Origin of the sequence: Amycolatopsis albidoflavus, from assembly GCF_039525725.1 — a bacterium.
GTDB classification, from domain to species: Bacteria; Actinomycetota; Actinomycetes; order Mycobacteriales; family Pseudonocardiaceae; genus Amycolatopsis; species Amycolatopsis albidoflava.
Map to the genome: position 1 here is coordinate 109,794 of NZ_BAAAHV010000012.1, position 21,115 is coordinate 130,908.

The 21,115-nt window shown below is 73.1% G+C and carries 10 protein-coding genes; 8 read left to right on the forward strand and 2 right to left on the reverse strand.

Going from position 1 to position 21,115, the window contains the following annotated elements:
• Positions 1–9 precede the first annotated feature (9 nt).
• Both ABD156_RS18955 and ABD156_RS18960 read right to left on the reverse strand, forming a co-directional pair.
• Complete coding sequence (locus tag ABD156_RS18955; protein ID WP_344274837.1) at positions 10–1,194, reverse strand: cytochrome P450; 1,185 nt, start codon at positions 1,192–1,194, stop codon at positions 10–12.
• Complete coding sequence (locus ABD156_RS18960; RefSeq protein WP_344274840.1) at positions 1,191–2,510, reverse strand: condensation domain-containing protein; 1,320 nt, start codon at positions 2,508–2,510, stop codon at positions 1,191–1,193. Before ABD156_RS18960 ends, ABD156_RS18955 begins: the two co-directional genes overlap by 4 nt.
• A 62-nt stretch (positions 2,511–2,572) precedes the next feature.
• Between ABD156_RS18960 and ABD156_RS18965 the strand changes: the two genes are divergently transcribed.
• The 8 genes from ABD156_RS18965 to ABD156_RS19000 all read left to right on the forward strand — a co-directional run bounded on the left by ABD156_RS18965 (position 2,573) and on the right by ABD156_RS19000 (position 21,033).
• Entirely contained in the window at positions 2,573–3,625 is a 1,053-nt protein-coding gene (locus ABD156_RS18965; protein ID WP_344274843.1) for a methyltransferase domain-containing protein, read from the forward strand.
• A 251-nt stretch (positions 3,626–3,876) separates the two neighbouring features.
• On the forward strand, positions 3,877–4,923 hold the full coding sequence (locus ABD156_RS18970) for a ParB/RepB/Spo0J family partition protein (RefSeq protein ID WP_344274846.1): 1,047 nt from the start codon (positions 3,877–3,879) through the stop codon (positions 4,921–4,923).
• Between the two features lie 89 nt (positions 4,924–5,012).
• The gene (locus ABD156_RS18975; protein WP_344274848.1) at positions 5,013–11,561 is read left to right on the forward strand and encodes an amino acid adenylation domain-containing protein; all 6,549 of its coding nucleotides are present in this window, start codon (positions 5,013–5,015) and stop codon (positions 11,559–11,561) included.
• Positions 11,558–16,738, forward strand: a complete 5,181-nt coding sequence (locus ABD156_RS18980; RefSeq protein ID WP_344274851.1) for an amino acid adenylation domain-containing protein — start codon at positions 11,558–11,560, stop codon at positions 16,736–16,738. The genes ABD156_RS18975 and ABD156_RS18980 overlap by 4 nt, the downstream gene beginning before the upstream one ends.
• Complete coding sequence (locus ABD156_RS18985) at positions 16,735–17,841, forward strand: saccharopine dehydrogenase NADP-binding domain-containing protein (RefSeq protein ID WP_344274854.1); 1,107 nt, start codon at positions 16,735–16,737, stop codon at positions 17,839–17,841. The genes ABD156_RS18980 and ABD156_RS18985 overlap by 4 nt, the downstream gene beginning before the upstream one ends.
• Positions 17,838–18,953: a Gfo/Idh/MocA family oxidoreductase gene (locus tag ABD156_RS18990; protein ID WP_344274856.1), complete on the forward strand. Its 1,116-nt coding sequence runs from the start codon at positions 17,838–17,840 to the stop codon at positions 18,951–18,953. Before ABD156_RS18985 ends, ABD156_RS18990 begins: the two co-directional genes overlap by 4 nt.
• Positions 18,950–19,717 (forward strand): thioesterase II family protein, encoded by a 768-nt coding sequence (locus ABD156_RS18995; protein WP_344274859.1) that lies wholly within the window; start codon positions 18,950–18,952, stop codon positions 19,715–19,717. The genes ABD156_RS18990 and ABD156_RS18995 overlap by 4 nt, the downstream gene beginning before the upstream one ends.
• Positions 19,714–21,033, forward strand: a complete 1,320-nt coding sequence (locus ABD156_RS19000) for a serine hydroxymethyltransferase (protein ID WP_344274862.1) — start codon at positions 19,714–19,716, stop codon at positions 21,031–21,033. The genes ABD156_RS18995 and ABD156_RS19000 overlap by 4 nt, the downstream gene beginning before the upstream one ends.
• Positions 21,034–21,115 lie beyond the last annotated feature (82 nt).

A 21,115-nucleotide genomic window follows, 5' to 3' on the forward strand; every position in this document is an offset into this window, starting at 1 on the left:
GTGGTCCGGTCAGCGGAAGCGCACCGGAAGCCGGGCGAAACCGCGGAAGCTGGGGTGGTCCCGGCGCCGCGGCGGGCCGGCCGGGACGAACCCGTCGCGCCGGGCGGCCACCTGCGCGAACACCGCGGCCCCCTCGATCCGGGCCAGCGTCGCGCCGAGGCAGTGGTGCACGCCCGAGCTGAACGACAAGTGCGGATTGGGCGAACGCGCCAGGTCGATCCGGTCCGGATCGGCGAAGCGCCGCTCGTCGCGGTTGGCCGAAGCCAGCAGCAGCAGGACGAGCCTGCGGGCGCGCAGCACCCGCCCGCCGATCTCGACCGGCTCCCGGACGATCCGCGCCGTCGCCTGGATCGGGGCCTCGAACCGGAGGAACTCCTCGACCGCGGACTCGGCCAGCGCCGGGTCCCCGCGCAGCGTCTCCAGCAGCGCGGGGCGCTCCAGCAGCTCCGCGCAGCCGTTGGCGATCAGGTTCGTGGTCGTGTCGAACCCGGCGAAGAACAGGAAGATCACGTTGTCCACGACCTCCTCGGCCGCCAGTCCGGCGTCCCGGCTCGCGGCCAGCACACCGGACAGCGGCCCGTCGCTCGCGCGTTCCAGCAGTTCCCGCACATAGCCGCGCAGCCAGTGCACGGCGGCGATCGCCGCGTCCCGGTCGCCGGCGGGCTGGATGCCCGCCCCGAAGGCGCGGCCGAGCGCGACGGCGTGCGGGCGCAGCCGGTCGCGGTCGGCCGCCGGGATGCCGAGCAGCTCCGAGGAGACGATCACCGGCAGCGGGTAGGCGAGCCCTTCGACCAGGTCGCCGGTCCCCGCCTCGGCCAGGTCCGCGAGCAGCCGCGCGACGAGCTCGTCGATCCGGGTCCGAAGGCGCGCGACGACGCGCGGGGCGAGCAGCGCGGCCATCGCCCGCCGCAGCACGGGGTGGCTCGGCGCGTCCCGGTTGAGCACGGTGGCGCGGAAGAACTCGGTCAGTACGTCGGGCTCGCCGGAAAGCCGGTACATGGCGTCCGGGAACTCGTGTCCGAGCCGCGGGTCGCGCAGCAGCGCGGCCACGTCCTCGTAGCGCGGGACGGCCCAGGCGCCCGGGCCCGCGGGCAGCAGCCGCCCGCGGGCCCGGAACGCGGCGTAGGCCGGGTACGGGTCGGCCATCGCCGCGACCCGGGCGGCGTCGTAGCGCTCGATGCCGGGTGCGCTCATCGGGCGGTCGCAGTCGCCGCCGCGACCACGGCTGAGGGATCAGCCGCCGCGGCGGCGGCCATGGCGGCGTAGTCGGCGAGGAAGTCCTTCGCCCACTGCGGGCTGATCCGGTCGGTGGTGTAGAAGAGCATCGCCTGGCAGTCGCCGGTGTGCTGCGGGATCAGGCCGAGTTCGAGCCCGAACCGGCTGCCCAGCACGTCCGGCGTGTACAGCTCGAAGTCCACGCCCCTGGCGTGCACCTTCGTGCCCGGCGGCGGGGTCAGCAGCATCTGGAAGACGACGTCGTCCACGCGGCCGCCGTTGTCCTGGAACGACAGCGGGAGCATCTGGTACGGGATGCTCTCGTGCAGGAAGCCGTCGATGACAGTGGGCCGCACCGACCGCACGACCTCGGAGAACGGGGCGTCCGGGTCGACCTGGCTGCGCAGCACCACCATGTTCGCGAAGAAGCCGACGGTGGACTGGACCTCTCGTCCGGACCGGTTCGCGAACAGCGACGCGACCGGCAGGTCGGTCTGGCCGGTGGTGCGGGCCAGCAGCAGGTAGTAAAGCGAAAGCATCACGGTGAACAGCGTGGTGCGTTCGGCGCGGGCCACTTCGCGCAGTTTCCCGAAGACTTCCGGGGGCAGTACCGCGGTTTCGATGCCGCTCGCCCGGCCTTCTCCCGGCGTCTGCCGCCCGGTCTCGGGAAGCCGCACCAAGCGCATGTCGCGGAGCTTGCCGACCCAGTAGTCCTGATGGGCCTTCAGCTCCCCGTTTTTCGCCTGCTCGTGCTGGCGCTGCGCGAAGGCGGAATACGGGAATGCGACCGGCGGCAGCTCCGGAACGGTTTCCGGGCCCGCGTCCAGCAGTTTGATCAGGTCCTGCAGAATGATTCCGCAGGACCAGGCGTCGGACACCAGGTGGTGCATGGTCAGGCACAGCGCGTGCTCGTCCGGGCCGAGCCGCCAGAGCGTGCAGCGCAGCGGCCACGTGCCGACGTCGACCGGGACCTGCAGTTCTGCCTCCAGCGCGCGCTCGAAGGCGGTCTCCGGGGCCGAGCCGTCCTCCGCGGCGAGGTTCTCCTCCCGCAGCGGCGGTTCGCCGTCGCGGTGAATGCGCTGAACCAGTTTCCGGCCGTCGCGGACCAGAGTGGTGCGCAATGCCTCGTGCCGTTCGGTCAACCGGCGCAATGCGATTTTCAATTCGTCGACGTCAAGCGGCCCGTGCAGTTTGCAGACCACCGGGCAATTGAGCGATGCGGTATCCGGTCGGTAATGTTCGAGAAACCACAGAAGCCGTTGTCCGATAGAAGCGGGCGCCTCGTGAAAAGTCATGTCGGCAATATAGGGCCAGCATTCGGGGAAAATCGAATGCGCGAGCGGCGCCGGGGGCGCGGATGAACAGCGGGGAAGCGGCGTTCGCCGGCAGGCTGTTCGCCGCGGGCATCGCGGCCGCCGAGCTGCTGACCATCGGGCTCGGCCTGCGGCTGGGGCTCTACGCGCACCTGTGCGAGCGGCCGCTGACCGCCGGTGAACTGGCCGAGCGGGCCGAGATCGGGCCCCGGTACGCGCGGGAGTGGCTCGAACAGCAGGCCGCGGCGGGGATCGTGACCGTGTCCGGCGAGCCGCCGGAGCACCGGTTCCTGCTTCCGGAAGCCCATCGGGCCGCGCTGACCGGAGACCCGCCGCCCGCCCTGACCTCGGTGCTTCCGGCGGCCGGGATCGCGCCGGTGCTGCCCCGGATCGCCGAGGCGTACCGCCAGGACGGCGGGCTTGGCTACCACGAGTACGGGGAGGATTTCCGCGGTGCGCAGACCGAGCTGAACCGGGCGGTGTTCGAGGGCGAACTGGCCGGCTGGATCCGCTCCGCGCTGCCGGACGTGCACCGCAGGCTCGTGCGCGGAGCCGGGATCGCCGACGTGGGCTGCGGGAGCGGATGGTCGTCGATCGCGCTGGCCAGAGCCTATCCGCGGGCCACAGTGACCGGCTACGACTCCGACGGCGCCGCGGTGCGCGAAGCGATCGCCAACGCGGCCGCCGCCGGCGCGCCGGACACCCTGGCTTTCGCGCGAGCGGACGCGAACGGGCCGGACGAAGCGGCCGGCCGGTACGCGCTGGTGTGCGTCCTCGACGCGCTGCACGACATGGCGCGGCCGGTGGAGGTCCTGCGCTGGTGCCGCCAGGCACTGCGCCCCGGAGGCGGGGTGCTGCTGATGGAACCGAAAGCGGCCGAGGAGTTCTCCGCGCCCGCCGGAGAGGTCGAGCGGTTTCTCTACGCGGTGAGCGTGCTGCACTGCTTGCCGGTCGGGTTGTCCGAGCGGCCGTCTGCCGGAACCGGCACCGTCATTCGGCCTTCTGTCGTAACCGGTTATGCACACGCCGCAGGTTTTCAGTCTGTCGCGGTGCTTTCTGTAGAACACCCATTGCACCGCCTTTACTGGTTGCGGTAAGCGCGCGTGCCGGATATTTCCGATGGCGCCGACGGTGACTCGACGCCTCCGTTCGGCCAATCACCTGATTGTCTGATTGCTCGTAATTTGACCCTGTGGTTGCGGAAAACGTGGCATCGGGTGCCATCAGCAGGTGTTTGCGCGGTGGCGGACCCTTTGCAATAGTTGGGCGGGGGGCGGCAGAGATGCGGAATCCGCACCGCCGAGTAAGACGCACTTTCACGGCGAGTTCATTCCTGGGGGAATAGCCCATGCACGACTCGAACGGACGATTGTGGCCTGCCCGCTGCACGGCGGACAACGGGCGCCCCGACGAAGAAGCGGAACCGTTCGCCGCGGTCCTCGGCCAGTGCGAGAAGCGGATGGTCGAGATCAGCTCGCTGCTGCCAGCGGACAGCCCGCGGCTCGGCGGGGAGAACCTCGAGCACGCCCGGACTCTCGTGGAGAGCGGGGCGGACCTCCCGCCGATTCTGGTCAACCGGTCCGACATGCGGGTGATCGACGGCATGCACCGGGTCCGCGCGGCGGCGCTGCGCGGGGCCGACCGGATCGAGGCGTACCTTTTCAGCGGCAGCGCCGAGGCCGCGTTCATCCTTTCCGTGCAGGCCAACATCAAGCACGGGCTGCCGCTGACCCTGCGGGAACGCGAGGTCGCCGCGCAGCGGATCGTGAAACTGCGCCCGGACTGGTCCGACCGCGCGGTCGCGGAGGCCTCCGGGATCTCCGCGAAAACCGTCGGGGCGCTGCGGAAACGGGTCGGCTGCGACCTGCCGCAGCTGCACGCCAGGGTCGGCCGCGACGGCCGGGTGCGGCCGTTGAACCACGCCGAGGGACGGCGACGGGCCAGCGAGATGATCCGGCAGAACCCGGACGCCTCGCTGCGGGAAATCGCCCAGAGCGTCGGCATTTCCACCGGCACCGCGCGGGACGTCCGGGAACGGATCCGCCGCGGCGAGGATCCGCTGCCTCCCCGCCAGCGAATGGGGGAAGAGGGCGCCGCACCGCAACGGTTGCCCGCGCAGCGCACCGTTCGCAGCGCCGCGCAGCGGGCCGTGCACGATACCGTGCGCATGTTGCAGAATCTGAAAAAGGACCCGTCGCTCAGGTTCACCGACGCCGGCCGCGCGTTGCTGCGCTGGCTGGACGTGCACGCGCTCACCAGCGACGAATGCGCCAGTCTCGCCGCGTCGGTGCCCTCGCATTGCACGAATGTGGTCGCCGAAGTGGCCCGCGGTTACGCGGAGACCTGGAAGCAGTTCGCGGAGGAACTGGACGATCGCGGCGAAGCGACTGCTTGAAAGTTCAGCTTTTAACTGCTTGAACGTTCAGCCTTTAGTCGAATTGGTGACGGCATTTTTATCCTGTCCCCGCGAATCCCGGGAGCGTGATGGACGGCATCAGCGACGTGGCGGACTCCGCCGCGGCGGTGCTCACCGAAGAGAACATCCGCGCGGACGTCGCCGCGATGCTGCCGGACGCGGACCGGCTCGCCGCGACCGGCGGCGACCTGATCGCGTGCGGCCTGGATTCCCTTTCGGTGATGCGGCTCGCCGCGCGCTGGCGGGCGCGCGGAAAGCAGGTCCGGTTCGCCGACCTGATGGAACGGCCGACCCTGCGCGAATGGTGCGCTCTGCTGGCGACCGGCGACCCGGTCGAGCGGGCCGGGCCGCCGCTGCCCGAGATCGACGAGAGCGAGCCGTTCGAACTGGCTCCGATGCAGTACGCGTACTGGGTCGGCCGGGACGAGACGTTCGCGCTCGCCGGGGTGACCACGCACTTCTACGCGGAGTTCGACGGCAGCGGGGTGGAACCGGCCCGGCTGGAGCGCGCGGTGCGGGCGCTCGCCCGGCGGCACGGGATGCTCCGGATGCGCGTGCTCGGCGACGGGACGCAGCAGATCCTTCCCGAATCCGGCTGGCGCGGACTCGCCGTGCACGACTTGCGCGAGCTTCCCGAAGCCGAGGTGCAGCGACAGCTGGGGGAAATCCGGGAACGGCTTTCGCACCGCACATTCGCCGTCGCCGATGGCGAGGTGTTCGACCTCGCGCTCTCGCTGCTTCCCGGCGGGCACACGCGCATGCACCTCGACCTCGACATGATCGCGGCCGACGCGCTGAGCTTCCGGATCATGCTGCGGGACCTCGCCGCCTGCTACGCGGGCGAGGCCGACCTGCCGCCGCTGGAGTTCAGCTTCCCGCGCTACCTGGCCCAGCGCAGAGAAGAACGGGAACAGGCTCGCGAGCGCGACCGGGAGTACTGGGAGGAGCGGCTGCCGCAGTTGCCGGGCGCGCCCGCGCTGCCGCTCGCGGTCGCCCCGGAACGGCTCGACCGGCACCGGGTGGCCCGGCGCTTCGCCACGCTGAGCGCCCAGGAGCGCGAGGTGCTGGCGGGGCACGCGGCCGAGCACGGGGTGACCCTGCCGATGGTTTTCGCCGCGGCGTTCTGCCACGTGCTGGCCGCGTGGAGCGAGGAGCCGGATTTCCTGCTGAACGTCCCGTTGTTCGACCGCGAGCCGGTGCACCCGGATGTCGACGGGCTGGTCGGCGATTTCACCAACCTGCTGCTGGTCGGCGTGCACGCGGGCAGTGCGCGCACGGTGCCGGGGCTGGCCCGGCAGCTGCAGGACCGGATCCGGGAGGACGCGGCGCATTCCGGGTTCACCGGGCTGGACGTGCTGCGCGAGCTGACCCGTGCCAGGGGCCTGGCGCGCCAGGCGGTCGCGCCGGTCGTCTTCACCAGCGCGATCGGGCTCGGCGAGCTGTTCGGCGATCGGATCCGCGAGTGCTTCGGGGAAGCGGGATGGAACATTTCCCAGGCCCCGCAGGTGTGGCTCGACTTCCAGGTCACCGAGCAGTCCGGCGGCCTGCTGCTGAACTGGGACGCGGTGGAGGGCCTGTTCGCCGAAGGCGTGCTGGACGCGATGTTCGACGGCTACGTCCGTTTGCTCCGCGAGCTGCTGGCGAACAGGCAGTGGGCCGAGCCGGTGGACTCGTTGCTGCCCGCCGCGCAGCTCGCCCGGCGAGCGGAACTCGGCGACACCGGGGGAGCCGAGCGCGAAACCGTGCTGGGCGCGGGGTTTTTCCGGGCGGCGCAAGAGGATCCGTCCGCGCCGGCGTTGTGCTGGGGCGACCGGGAAGGCTGGGATCGCGGCGAGCTGGCGGCCCGGGCTCGCACGGTGTCCGGGTTGCTGGCCGAGCACGGTGTGCGCCCGGGCGACGTCGTGGCGATCACCCTGCCGAAGGGGCCGCAGCAGATCGCGGCGGTGCTTGGAGCGGTGCACGCGGGCGCCGTGTTCGTTCCGGTCGGCCGGGATCTCCCGCCGTCGCGGCGCCACGAGCTGTACCTCGACTCGGGTGCGGCGGTCGTGCTGGGCGAAGCGGCCGAACCGGGCTCGCCCGTGCCGGTGGTCCCGGTGACCGCCGGGGCACCCGAACGCGCGGACCGCGTTCCGGTCGACCCGGAGTCCTGCGCGTACCTGATCTACACCTCCGGCTCGACCGGTCGGCCCAAAGGCGTGCGCATGTCGCACCGGGCGGCCCGCAATACCGTCGAGGACATCGGCGACCGGGCCGGGATCGGCGCGGCTGACCGCGGGCTCGCGGTCTCGGCGCTCGACCACGACTGGGCGGTGTACGACGTCTTCGCTTTCCTTGACGCCGGCGCCAGCCTGGTGGTGCTCGACGACGGCATCCGCCGGGACGCGCACGCCTGGCTCGATCTCGTCGTCGGGCACCGCGTCACGGTGTGGACGTCGGTGCCCGCGCTGCTGGACATGCTGCTGGTCGTCGCGGAGGCGGCGGGACAGCCGCTGCCGCTGCGGATCGCGCTGGTCGGCGGCGACTGGGTCGGGCCCGACCTGTGGGCGCGGCTGCGCGCGCTCGCCCCCGGCGCGCGGCTCGTCGCGCTCGGCGGCGCGACCGAGGTCGGCATCCACTCCACCTGGCACGAGGCGGGGCCGCCGCTGCCGGGCTGGCCGTCGGTGCCTTACGGCGGGCCGCTGCGCAACCAGGCGATCCGCGTGGTGGACCGGCTGGGCCGGGACTGCCCGGACTGGGTGCCGGGCGAGCTGTGGCTCGGCGGCACCGGCGTCGGGCTGGGCTATCACGGCGATCCCGAGCTGACCGCGCGGCGGTTCGTCTCGCACGCCGGGCAGCGCTGGTACCGCACCGGCGACCTGGTGCGCCTGCGGCCCGGCGGCGAGCTGGAATTCCTGGGCCGCACCGATTTCCAGGTCAAGATCCTCGGCCACCGGATCGAGCTCGGCGAGATCGAGCACGCGCTGGCGGCGCTCCCCGAAGTCGCCAGGGCGGTCGCGGTGGTGGACGACCGCGGCGACCGGCCGGTGCTGGGCGCGGCGGTGGTCCCGGTCGCCGAAGCCGAGGTGCAGCCAGACGAACTGTCCGCAGCCTTGGCACGCGTGCTGCCGGACTACCTGGTGCCGCGGCGGATCGTCGCCGTGCCGGCGCTGCCGCTGAACGCGAACGGCAAGATCGACCGGCGCGCGGTGCGGGAACTGCTCGGAGAGGAGGCACCGCGGGACCGTGGCGGGCCACCGTCCGGCCCGGCCGAACTCGCGGTCGCCGAGATCTGGGCGCGACTGCTGAACGCCGAGCGGATCGAACGCGACGACGATTTCTTCGCTCTCGGCGGCAACAGCCTGCTGGCCACCCGGCTGCTGGTCGCGTTGCGCGAGGCGGAACTGGGCGGAGCCGGGCTGGCGGACCTGTTCGCCGCGCCGACGCTGCGCGAGTTCGCACAGCGGCTGTCGCCCGAGGAAACGCCTGCGGCGGCGGTGCTGACCGCGGATCCGGAGCACCGGTACGACCCGTTCCCGGCGACCGGCGTGCAGTGGGCCTACTGGGTCGGCAGGCGCGCCGAATTCGCGCTGGGCAGCGTCGGTTCGTTGTGGTACTGGGAATTTGACGGCACCGGGATTGACACGGCCGCGCTGGAACGCGCGTGGAACACGGTGGTGCGGCGGCACGACATGCTGCGCGCGGTGTTCGACGACAACGGCGATCAGCGCGTGCTGCCCGACGTCCCGGAAACCCGGATTCCGGTCTCGCACGGCGAATCCGAGCTCGCCGCGATGCGGGAACGGTTGAGCCGCAGGGTGTTCGACCCGGCGGTGTGGCCGATGTTCGACCTCGCCGTGGTCGAGTACGGCGACGGACGCGCCCGGCTCGGGGTGGGCCTGGACTTCCTGGTGCTCGACGCGCTCAGCATCATGACCGTGTTCGCGGAGCTGGCGCAGCTGTACGCCGACCCGGACGCGCAGCTCCCGCCGATCGGAGTGTCCTTCCGCGACTGCGTGCTCGGCGGGGCACCGGACCCGCGCAAGCGCGAGGAAGACCGGGAGTGGTGGCTCGAGCGGCTGGAGACGCTTCCGGCCGCGCCGAGGCTGCCCGCGGTCGCCTCGGCGGCTCCGGCCGGGCCGGAAGCCTTCACCCGCCGCGAGTTCCGGTTGTCCGAGCGGCAGTGGCAGCGGATGTCGCGGACGGCCGCCCGACACGGCGTGACGCCGTCGACGGCGGTCCTCGCCGCGTTCGCGACGGTGCTGCGGCACTGGAGCGAGGAGCGGGCGGCCACGCTGAACCTGACCCTGTTCGACCGGCCTCCGCTGCATCCGGACATCTCCCGGGTGGTCGGCGACTTCACTTCGCTGCTGCTGGTCGCCGACGAACCGGCGGTGGGGGAGAGTTTCCGCGACGCGGCGCGGCGGCTGCAGGAACGGGTGTGGACCGACATGCAGCACACCGCGTTCTCCGGCATCGACGTGCTGCGCGAGCTGGCGCGCCGCTCCGGCGGCCCGTCGGCGGCGATGCCGGTGGTGTTCACCAGCACGATGGGCATGGGGCAGCTCTCGGCCAGCCCGTTCGACCTGCGGATGCCCTTCGGCGAGTACTGCTGGGGCCAGTCGCAGACCCCGCAGGTCTGGCTCGACCACCAGGTCAGCGAGTACCGGGGCGGACTGCTGCTCAACTGGGACGTGCTGGAGACCGCGTTCCCGCCCGGGCTGGTCGACGCGATGTTCGCGGCGTACCGGGAGCTGCTGCACCAGCTCGCGGACGACGGCGCGGACTGGTCGGTTGCGGTGCGCCCGCAGCTTCCCGAAGCGCAGCGGCAGCGCCGGGCGGAGGTCAACGCCACCCGGGGTCCGCTGCCGGAAGGCCTGCTGCACGACGGCTTTCTCGCGCGGGCGGCCGACCGGCCGGAGCGGACGGCGGTGTGCTGGGGCGTCGACCGGAGCCTGAGTTACGGCGCGCTGCGCGACCGCGCGCTGCGGGTCGCCGGGGCGCTGGCCGCGCGCGGCGTCCGGGCCGGAGACGCGGTCGCGGTGACCCTCCCGAAGGGACCAGACCAGATCGCCGCGGTGCTCGGTGTGCTCTGCGCGGGCGGAGTTTACGTGCCGGTCGGCGTTTCGCAGCCGGAGATCCGCCGGGACCGCATTTACCGCACCGCCGAGGCGAAAGCGGTGCTGGCCGAAGCCGGCGCCGAGGCGCCGCCGGGCTGCCCGGTCGTCCTCCCCGAGGAGATCGAGGCCGCGCCGCCGCTGACCGAACCGGTGCGGCGGCGGCCGGAAGACCCCGCGTACGTCATCTTCACCTCCGGTTCCACCGGCGTGCCGAAGGGCGTCGTCGTGGCGCACCAAGCCGCGCTGAACACGGTGGCCGACATCAACGACCGGTTCGCGGTCGGCGCCGAGGACCGGGTGCTGGCCGTCTCGGCGCTGGACTTCGACCTTTCCGTGTACGACATTTTCGGCCTCCTCGGCGCGGGCGGAGCACTGGTGCTCCCGGCCGAGGACGAGCGGCGCGATCCCGGGTCCTGGCTCGACCTGGCCCGGCGGCGCCGCGTCACGCTGTGGAACTCGGTGCCGGCCCTGCTGGACATGCTCCTCGCCGAAGCGGGCGGCACGCCGCTGCCGCGATCGCTGCGGGCCGCGCTGGTCTCCGGCGACTGGGTGGGCCTCGACCTGCCCGGCCGCCTCGCCGCGAGCACCGGCGGCCGCTGCCGCCTGGTCGCGCTGGGCGGCGCCACCGAAGCGGCCATCTGGTCCAACGCCTTCGAGGTGTCCGCGCCCGATCCGGACTGGGTGTCCGTGCCGTACGGCTTCCCGTTGCGCAATCAGCGGTTCCGCGTAGTCGGGCCGGACGGCGAGGACCGGCCGGACTGGGTGCCCGGCGAGCTGTGGATCGGCGGGGCCGGGGTCGCGGAGGGCTACCGGGGCGATCCGGAGCAGACCGCCGAGCGGTTCGTGCGCGGCGACGGCGAGCGCTGGTACCGGACCGGCGATTCCGGCCGGTACTGGCCGGACGGCACGCTCGAATTCCTCGGCCGCACCGACCACCAGGTCAAGGTGCGCGGGCACCGGATCGAACTCGGCGAGATCGAAGCCGTGCTAAGTACGCACCCGGCGGTGCGGGCCGCGGTGGCGGTGGACGTGCGCGCGGCGGGCGTCCGCCTGGCCGCGGCGGTCTCACTCCGGCCCGGCGAGACCCCGCCGGACGCCGGGGAGCTGACGGAGTTCCTGGCCGGACGGCTGCCGGGCTACATGGTCCCGCAATGGTTCGAGGTGCTGGAGCGGCTGCCGCTGACCGCCAACGGGAAGGTCGACCGCGCCGCGGTCCGGGCCGGGCTGGCGGAGGCGGAGCCCGCCCCCGCGGAACCGCCGTCCGGCCCGGTGGAAACCAGCGTCGCCCGCCTGTGGTCGAGCCTGCTCGGCGTCGAATCGGTCGGCAGGCACGCGAGTTTCTTCGCGCTCGGCGGGGACAGCCTGCTCGCCACCCGGCTGCTCGAGCTGACGCGGACCCGATTCTCCGTCGAGATCACCCTGCGCCAGCTGCTCGGCTCGCCGAGCGTCGCCGAGCAGGCCCGGATCATCGGCGAACTGACCGAACGCCCGGTCGCCACCGTGGAAGAGGGAGTGCTGTGACGGACGCGCTGGACACCGCAACCGCCCCGGTCGACGTGCCGCGGCTGGTGGCGGAGCTGGAAGGGCTCGGCGTCGAGCTGTGGCAGGACGAGAGCGGCGGGCTGCGGTTCCGCGCGCCGCGCGGAGTGCTGACCGAAGACCGCAAAGCGGCGCTGCGCGCGGCGAAACCGCAGTTGCTGGACTACCTGCGGGAGGCGGCCCACGAACGCGCGGAGCCGGATCCGGCGGCGGCCGGGAAGCCGTTCCCGCTCACCGGCGTCCAGGCCGCCTATCTGCTCGGCCGCCGGGACGTGATCGCCTACGGCCGGGTGGGCTGCCACGCGTACGGCGAACTGGATTTCCCCGATCTCGACGGGGACCGGGTCGGCGAGATCTGGCGGGCATTGGTGGCCCGGCACGGGATGCTGCGCGCGGTGGTCGACGCCGACGGGTCCCAGCGGGTGCTCGCCGAGGTGCCGCCGCTGGCGGTGCCGGTCGCGCAGGCGCGCGACGAGGCGGAGTTCGACCGGGCCAGGGAGCGGACCCGCGCGGAACTGGACCACCGGGTGTATTCGCCGGGCGAGTGGCCGCTGTTCGACGTGCGGGTCACCCGCGGCGCGGGCCGGGCGACGCTGCACCTGTCGATCGACTTCCTGATCGCCGATTTCGTCAGCATCCAGGTGCTGCTGGACGAGTTTTCCCGGCTCCGCGCCGATCCGGACCTGGTGCTGCCGGAGCTGGAAATCGGCTATCGCGACTATCTGCTCGCCGAGCGGCGGCTGAGCGGCACCCGCCGCTACCGCGCCGACCGCGAGTACTGGCTGTCCCGGGTGGACAGTCTGCCGCCCGCGCCGGAACTCCCGATCCGCCCGGAGGTCCGCGACGGCGCGCCGGTCCGGTTCGCCCGGCACACGGCGACACTGGACGCCGGGCGGTTCGCGGAGCTGTCGCGGATCGCCGGCACGCACGGGGTGACCGCGTCCGCGGCGGTGCTGGCCGCGTACGCGGAAGTGATCGGCCGGTGGAGCAGGCGCCGCCGATTCACCCTCGACCTGACCGTGCTGAGCCGCTTGCCGCTGCACGAGCAGGTGGACCGGCTGGTCGGCGATTTCACCGGCATCCTGCCGCTGGAGGTCGACGCGGGGGCGAAACCCCGGTTCGCCGAGCGGGCCGCGGTGCTGCAGGACCGGCTGTGGGCGGACCTCGACCACCGGCTCTTCAGCGGAGTCGAGGTGCTGCGCGAGATGGCGCGCCGCCGCGGCCAGGACGCGGCGCTGATGCCGGTGGTGTTCACCAGCGCGCTCGGCCTCGGCTCGGCTTCGAGCGGCCCGGCCGCTCCCGGCTACGGCATCAGCCAGACGCCGCAGGTCTGGATCGACTGCCAGGTGCTCGAGCACGCGGGCGCGCTGACGGTGAACTGGGACGTGCGCGAAGGCGTGTTCCCGGACGGGGTCGCCGCGGACATGTTCGGCGCCTTCGCGGATCTGCTGCGCGGACTGGCGGACGGCGAGCGGCACTGGTCCGCGGAGTCGCCGGTCGCGCTGCCCGCGGCGCAGGAACGGCGAAGGGCCGAGGCCAACGCCACCGCCGGGCCGCTGCCCAGCGGGCTGCTGCACGGCGAGGTCGTCGAGCAGGCGCGGCGGACCCCGGACCGGCCGGCGGTGATCACCCCGGCGGAGACGCTGACGTATCGCGAGCTGGTCGGCCGGGCGGCCGCCGTCGCGCGGAGATTGTCCGAAAAGGGTTGCGGCGCCGGGGATCTGGTCGCGGTGGCGGCGGAGACCGGGGCCGGGCAGATCGTCTCGGTGCTCGGCGCGCTGCTGGCCGGGGCGGCCTACCTGCCCATCGACGTCCGGCAGCCGGCTGCCCGGCAGCAGCAGCTGGTCGAGCGGTCCGGGGCGCGCTTCGCGGTCGTCGGCCCCGGCGCGGCGGCGCTGGCCGGACCGGTGGTGCTCGAAGCGGACGGTTCCGCCGCGGAACCGCCGCCGGTGACCGGCGACCCGGACGAACGCGCCTACGTCATCTACACCTCCGGCTCGACCGGCTACCCGAAGGGCGTGGTGGTGACTCACCGCGCGGCGGGCAACACCGTGGCCGACATCAACCGCCGGTTCTCCGTCACCGGCGACGACCGGGTGCTCGGGGTGGCGAGCCTCGCGTTCGACCTGTCGGTGTACGACGTGTTCGGCCCGCTTTCCGTCGGCGGGGCGCTGGTGCTGCCCGAGCACAGCCGCCGGGGCGATCCGTCGCACTGGGCCGAGCTGATGCGCGCGCACCGGGTGACCCTGTGGAATTCGGTGCCCGCGCAAATGCAGATGCTCGCGGAGTACCTGCGGGTGGACACCGCCGCCGCCCCGCCGCTGCGGCTGACGCTGCTCTCCGGCGACTGGATCCCGGTGCGGCTTCCCGGCCGGATCCGCGAACTGCTGCCCGGTGCGGAGGTGATCAGCCTCGGCGGGGCGACCGAGGCGGCGATCTGGTCGATCTGGCATCCGGTCGGCGAGGTGCCCGAGGACGCGGCGTCCGTCCCGTACGGGCGGCCGCTGACCAACCAGACCTTCCACGTGCTGGACGAGCTCGGGCGTCCGTGTCCGGAGTGGACAGTCGGGGAGCTCTTCATCGGCGGGGCAGGCGTGGCGACCGGCTATCTCGGCGACGAGGAGCAGACCCGGCAGCGGTTCGGGGCCGATCCGGCGGGCGGGCGGCGCTACCGCACCGGCGACCTCGGCCGTTGGCTGCCGAGCGGGGACATCGAATTCCTCGGTCGCGAGGACCAGCAGGTGAAGATCCGCGGGCACCGCATCGAACTGGCCGAGATCGAAAGCGCGCTGGCCGAGCACCCCTCGGTGGGCGCGGCGGCGGTGCTCGTCGAGGGCGAGGGCGCGCTCGAACGCGGACTCGCCGCGTTCGTGGAGCCCGCGCCGCGCGACGAGCCCGAGCCGGACCGGCTCCCGGCGGTGCTCGCCTCGGCCGCCGCGGCGGAACTGGCCGCCGTCCGGTCCGAAATGGACCCGTCGCGGGCGGTGTCGTTCGCCCGGCAGCTGGACCGCACGGCGTTGCTGGCCATGGTGCGCGCCTTGCGGGAGCAGGGATTGTTCACCACCGCCGATTCCCGGCACACGGTCGAGGAGGTGTTCCGGACGGCGGGCGTCACGCCCAAACACGAACGGCTCGTCCGGCGGTGGATCAACGCGCTGGAGCAGAACGGAATGCTGGTCCGGGACGACGGCGTGCTCACCGGGGTGCCGCCGGTGTCCGCGGCCGACCTCGAACAGGCGTGGCGCGAGGTGGACGAACTGCAGCCCGGCGGCGGGCAGCGGCCGGAGCTGGTCGAGTACTTCCACACCGCCTGCGCCCATCTGCCGGAGCTGCTGCGCGAGGACGCGGATCCGGTGCAGCTGCTGTTCCCGGAAGGCCGGGTGGACATCCAGGAATCGGCCTACCAGGGCAACTTCCTGAGCAACTCGCTCAACCGGCTGGTCGAATCCGCGGTCACCGGGCTGGCCGCGGACCGCGACGGGCCGCTGAGCCTGCTGGAGGTCGGCGCGGGCGTCGGCGGGGCGAGCATCGACCTGATTCCCGCTCTGGCCCAGTACGACGTGGACTACCTGTTCACCGACGTTTCGCGGTTCTTCCTCAACCAGGCGCGCGAACGGTTCGGCGAGCAGTACCCGTGGGTCGGCTACGGGCTGTTCGACCTGAACGAGGACTACCGGGCGCAAGGGCTGCGGGCCAACAGCACCGACGTGATCCTGTGCGCGAACGTGCTGCACTACGCGCGCGACGCGGCACAGGCGCTCGGCCGGCTGCGCGAGCTGCTGCGTCCCGGCGGCTGGCTGGTGTTCATCGAGACCACCCGCGACAACTACCAGATCCTCACCTCGATGGAATTCCTCTTCGACGCCAAGTCCGGCGATTTCGCGGACGTGCGGGCGGGTCGGGACCAGACGTTCATTTCCCTGCCGCAATGGCGGGAACTGCTCGCCGGGGCCGGCGCCGACGCGGTCGTGCAGCTGTCCGCGGGCGACGAGGCGCTCGACCGGATCGGCATGCACGCGTTCGCCGCGCGGTTCAAGTCCGGCCGCGAGCCCGCGCACGATCTCGACCTGCTCGACGATCTCGCCGAACGACTGCCGGACTACATGGTCCCCGGCAGGCTGGAGGTGCTGGACGAACTGCCGCTCACCGGGAACGGCAAGGTGGACCGCGCCGCGCTGGCGAAGCTGCTGCCGGACCGGGCGGCCCCGGCGGGCCCGGTCGCCCAGTCCCGGCCGGAGGGCGAGCTGGAGGCCGCGGTGGCGCAGGTGTGGTGCCGTGTGCTCGGCCGCGCCGAGGTGGGCCGCGACCAGGACATCTTCGAACTCGGCGGGGACTCGCTGGTCGCCGCGCAGATCGTCGGCGAGGTCAAGGAGCAGCTGCCGCAGGCGGCCGGGCTGTTCTTCGACGAGCTGCTGCGCGACGTGCTGGAGGGGGCCACCGTCGCGGAGCTGGCCGGGCGGCTCTCCGGCGAGAGCGACGCCGCGGCGCCCGCCGTGCACAGCGGTCCCGAACTGGTCGAACTGGCACCGGGTTCCGGGCCGCGCACCTGGGTGGTCGTGGCCGACGGGACCGGGGAGCCGAGGTGGGACCCGGGGCTGGTGTCCGGGCCGGTCTCCGGACTCCGGCCGGGCACCGCGCCGGTGCCCGCGCCGCTGGTGCAGCGGCTCGCCGACGCGTACGTCCCGCTGCTGCCCGAAACCGGGGAAATCGCCTTGTACGGCACCGATTCCGGCGGACTGGTGGCGCTCGAGCTCGGCCGCCGCCTGGCCGAGGCTGGCCGTCCGCCTGCCGCCCTGACCGTGGTGGTGCGCTGCCCGATCGGCTACCGCGACGACGAACCGGTCGGCTACTTCTTCGCCCGCACGCTCGGCCTCGACCTGCCGGCGACCCCGGACGACTCGGAGGTCGCGGCGGCGCTAGAGAACGGCACTCCGGCGGGCGCGGCGTGGAACCCGTCCGGCTTCGGACCGGAGCTGGCCGAACGGTTCGACGCCTACCAGCGCGCGGCGCGGGAACAGGCGAGCGCGGAACCGGAGCTGTACACCGGCGACGTGACGCTGGTGCTCGATTTCGACACCGCTGCGTGGCCGTCGGCGGCGAACCGGGTCAGGGATTATTGGCAGCGGGTGTGCCTCGGAGAACTGGCGGTCAAGGGATGACCCGGCGGATCGGCGTTCTCGGCGGATACGGCGCGGTCGGCAGCGCGGCGGTCCGGCTGCTCGCGGACCGGTTCGACGGGATCGTGCGGATCGGCGGACGAGACGGAAAACGCGCCGAGGCAGCGGCGGACGTGCTGGCGGCGGGCGAAGCCGCCGAGGTGGATCTGTGGGAGGACGCGGCGCTCGCGGCGTTCTGCCGGGACTGCGAGGTCGTCGTCCACGCCGGCGGGCCGTCGTACCAGGTGGTCGACCGGGTGGCCCGCGCCGCGTTCGCCGCCGGCGCGGATTACGTCGACGCGGGCGGCGATCTGCCGCTGTACGAAAGCCTCGCCGGAACGGAACGCCGTGCACTGGTGACGGCGGGCATGATGCCGGGACTGAGCGGCTTGCTGCCGCGCTGGCTCGCGGCGCGGACCGGCCCGGTCGCGCGGCTGGAGGCCTACGCCGGGGTGCTGGACCGGCTGACGCCGGCCGGTGCGGTGGACTACCTGCTGAGCCTCGGCGGACGGGACGGCGAATCGCAGGCGGTGTGGCAGGACGGCCGCCGGGTCACGCGGTCCGCGGCTCCCCGGACGGACGTGCGGCTCCCGTTTTTCCCCGGCGTGGTCAGCGCGTTCCCGTACCTGGGCTACGAACCCGAGCGGCTGGCCCGGCAGCTCGCGATTCCGGACGTGCGCTGGTACTCGGTGTTCGACGGCGGGGCCGCGATGATGGCCGCGCTGGCCCGGTTGCAGGGCGCGATGTCCGGCGAAGGCGACCTGGCCGCCGCCGCGGCCGAGCTAGCGGAGGCCGCGGAGCTGGACATGTTCGGCCGCGAGCCGTACCAGCGGATGGTGTTCACCGCGCATCCGGCCGACGGTTCGGCTCCGAGCACGCTGGTGGCGGGGTCGCGGGACACCTCCGTGCTCACCGGCACCGTGTGCGGGCTTGCCGCGCTGCAGGTCCTGTCCGGCGCCGTCGCGCCGGGCCGGGCGTTCGCGGCGGAAGCGCTGGACGCGGAAACCCTCGTGGCCGACCTGCGCGAGACGGACGCGTTGAACGTGTTCGAGCTGATGACCGACGCGGCAGAGGCGGACGAAGCGGCCGAGGAGGGCGTGTTGTGAGTGTCCGGCCGAAGGCTGTGGTGTGCGGGACCGGCTTCGGTCGCGTGTACCTCGCCGGGCTCGCCGCGCCCGGCTCCCCGGTCGAGCTCGCCGGGGTGCTGGCGCGCGGCAGCGAGCGGTCGCGGGCGTGTGCGAAGCGGTACGGAGTGCCGTTGTGGCAGCAGGTCTCGGAGGTGCCGGACGACGTCCGCCAGGCGTGCGTGGTGGTGGGGTCGGCGGTCACCGGCGGCCCCGGCGCGCGGCTCGCGGACGAGCTGATGGAGCGCGGCATCGACGTGCTGCAGGAACATCCGGTGCACGGAGACGAACTGGCCGGGCATTTGCGGACCGCGCGCCGGTGCGGAGTCCGGTATCAGGTCAACAGCCATCACACGGAGGTGGCGCCGATCCGCCGGTTCATCGCCGCCGCACAGGCGTTGCGGCGCACCCAGCGACCGCTCTTCGTGACCGTGACCACCAGTGTCCAAGTCCTGTACACGGTTTTCGACATCCTGGGCCGGGCGCTGGGCGGGATCCGCCCGTGGGGGTTCGACGCACCGGTGCGCGCTTCCGCCGCGCTGCGCGAACTGACCGGCGCGGACCATCCGTTCACGACCGTCGAGGGCGCCTTCGCCGGAATTCCGCTGTCCTTGCGGGTGCAGCACCAGCTCGATCCGCGCGAGCCGGACAACCACGCGCACCTGTGGCATCGCGTCACCGTGGGCGCCGAAGGCGGAACGCTGACGCTGGTGGGCAGCGCCGGTCCGGTTCTCTGGTGTCCCCGGCCGCATTTGCCGGCGTCCGCGGGCGCGGCGACCGGATTCGACGAGCTGGCCGAACCGCACCTGGGGTTCCCGGCCGCGTGCGCGCTCGGTCCGGCGGAGGCCCCGGACTGGGGCACGGTGCTGCGCGAGTTGTGGCCCGCCGCGGTGGTCCGCGCGTTGGCCGAGTTCCGCTCCGGCGACTGGGTCGCGGCGGGGCAGTACCACCTGGCGCTCAGCGCGCTCGTACAGCGGCTCACCGGTTTGCTGGGCCCGCCCGAGATGGTGCGCCGGCCCACGCCGGTGGTGCTGTCGGCCATGGACGTGGCGGATGCAGCGACCGACGAGGAACGGGAAGAGAGGACCGGATGAGCACGCAGCACTGGCTCCGGCGCTACGAGCCGGTCCGCGACCGCGTCGCGCGGGTGGTGTGTTTTCCGCACGCCGGCGGCGGGGCCCGGTTCTTCCGGTCCTGGTGCGCCGGCCTGCCGCCCGGCGTGGAGCTGTGCGCGGTGCAGTATCCGGGCCGGGAAGACCGGATCCGGGAGCCCTACGCGAGCGAACTGAGCGAGATCGCCGACGCGGTGGCGGCGGAACTGCTGTCCTGGCAACGGGTGCCCACAGTCCTTTTCGGACACAGCCTCGGCGCGGCGGCGGCCTACGAGACCGCGTTGCGGCTGCGGCGGGCGGGGGAGGCGCCGGCCGCGCTCGCGGTGTCCGGGCGGGCGGCCCCGCACGATCCGGGCCGGATGCTGCACCGGACGAGCGACGACGAGCTGTGGGACGACGTCTGCCGCAGCGGCGGGACCAGCGCGGAAGTGCTGCGCAGCGCGGAAATGCGCGAGCTGATGCTGCCCGTGCTGCGCGCCGACTACCGGCTGAGCGAGCGCTACCTGCCCGGCGTCGAGCGGCCGCTGGACTGCCCGGTGCTGGCCTGCAACGGCGACCGGGACCCCGAGGTCGATCCGGATTCGCTGCCGGGCTGGCAGGCCGTCGCCGCGCGTCCGCTGCGGCGCCGGACCTTCCCCGGCGGGCATTTCTATCTCGTCGACCAGCGGCCCGGCGTCGTCGCCGCGGTGCTGGACCTGGTGTCCGCCACGACCCCGGCCGCCGTGCGCTGGCCGAGCATGCCGTGACCGCCGCACCGCTGGAGGCGGGGCCGGCCGCGGCGTGGCAGGAGGGATTCGCCGCGCTCGCCGCGGCGGATCCGACGCTGGTGGAACTCGCGCGGCGCCAGCACACCGCCCGCCGCACGCGGCTGAACCTGGTGGCCGCCGCGGGACCGACCCTGTCGGAAGTCGTGGCGGCACAGGCGCTGGGCTTCGGGTCGGTGACCGCGGAAGGCTACCCCGGGCGGCGTTACCACCCGGGAGCCGAGCAGGTCGACGAGGTGGAACGGCTGGCCGTGCGCCGCGCGGAGGACTTGTTCGGCGCTCAGGGCGCGAATGTGCAGCCGCTGTCCGGTTCGGCGGCGAACCTGGCGGTGCTCAGCGGGCTGCTGAAGCCCGGCGAACCCGTGCTGTCGCTGGAGTTGTCGCACGGCGGCCACCTGTCGCACGTTTCCGGACGAGCCAATCTTTCGCGGTGGGTCGAATCCGCGCACTACCACCTGACCGCAGCCGGCGAGCCGGACGAGGACGAGTTGCTGTCCCTGGTGCGCGAGGTCCGGCCGCGCCTGCTCATCTGCGGCGGCTCGGCCTGTCCGCGGAAGATCGACTTCGCGGTGTTCCGCCGGGCCGCCGACGAGGCCGGGGCGCTGCTGATGGCCGACATCAGCCACATCAGCGGGCTGGTGGCGGCCGGAGCGCACGCGTCGCCGATGCCGTATTGCGACGTGGTGTCGACCTCGACGTACAAACAGCTGTGCGGTCCGCGCGGCGGGCTGCTGCTGTGCGGCCGCCGATCGCCGGTGACCCGCGCGATGCTCGACCGGGCGGTGTTCCCCGGCCTGCAGGGGACCCCGGATTTCGGTGCGATCGCGGCGAAAGCGGTCGCGCTGCGGTTCGCGGCGGGCCCGGTGTTCGCCGAAGCGATGCACCGCGCGACGCGGTACGCCGGCGTGCTCGCCGACGCGCTGGCGGCCAGCGGAGTCGCACTGGTCGGCGGCGGCACCGACACCCACCTGATCCTGGCCGACCTGCGCGGCGCGGCGGCGACCGGGGCGCAGGTCGAGGACGCGCTGCGCGCGTGCGGGGTGCTGGTGAACAAGAACCTGGTCCCGGACGACCCCCGGCAGGCGGGCGAGACGAGCGGCATCCGGCTGGGAACGAACGAACTGGCCTTCCGCGCGGTGACCGACGACCAGGTCGCGGCGTTCGCGGCGGAACTGGCGGAGGTGGTGGCCCGTCTCCGCGACGGGGAATCGCCCCGCGAGTGCCAGGCCGCGCGACGGCTGACGGCGACGGCGGAGGGACTGGCCGCCGAAGGGTTCGTGGCGGGTTTCAGCGGCTAGCCGGGAGGGCGGGCCCGGCTACTGACCCTCGAAGGTGCTGGAAAACGCGCCGGTCTCGCGCTGGCGGTGTCGGCGATCGCGT

Coding starts and splice junctions, on each gene's coding strand:
- ABD156_RS18985 (WP_344274854.1), top strand. CDS start 16,735: ATGACCCGGCGGATCGGCGTTCTCGGCGGATACGGCGCGGTCGGCAGC.
- ABD156_RS18975 (WP_344274848.1), top strand. CDS start 5,013: ATGGACGGCATCAGCGACGTGGCGGACTCCGCCGCGGCGGTGCTCACC.
- ABD156_RS18995 (WP_344274859.1), top strand. CDS start 18,950: ATGAGCACGCAGCACTGGCTCCGGCGCTACGAGCCGGTCCGCGACCGC.
- ABD156_RS18970 (WP_344274846.1), top strand. CDS start 3,877: ATGCACGACTCGAACGGACGATTGTGGCCTGCCCGCTGCACGGCGGAC.
- ABD156_RS18965 (WP_344274843.1), top strand. CDS start 2,573: ATGAACAGCGGGGAAGCGGCGTTCGCCGGCAGGCTGTTCGCCGCGGGC.
- ABD156_RS18955 (WP_344274837.1), bottom strand. CDS start 1,194: ATGAGCGCACCCGGCATCGAGCGCTACGACGCCGCCCGGGTCGCGGCG.
- ABD156_RS18960 (WP_344274840.1), bottom strand. CDS start 2,510: ATGACTTTTCACGAGGCGCCCGCTTCTATCGGACAACGGCTTCTGTGG.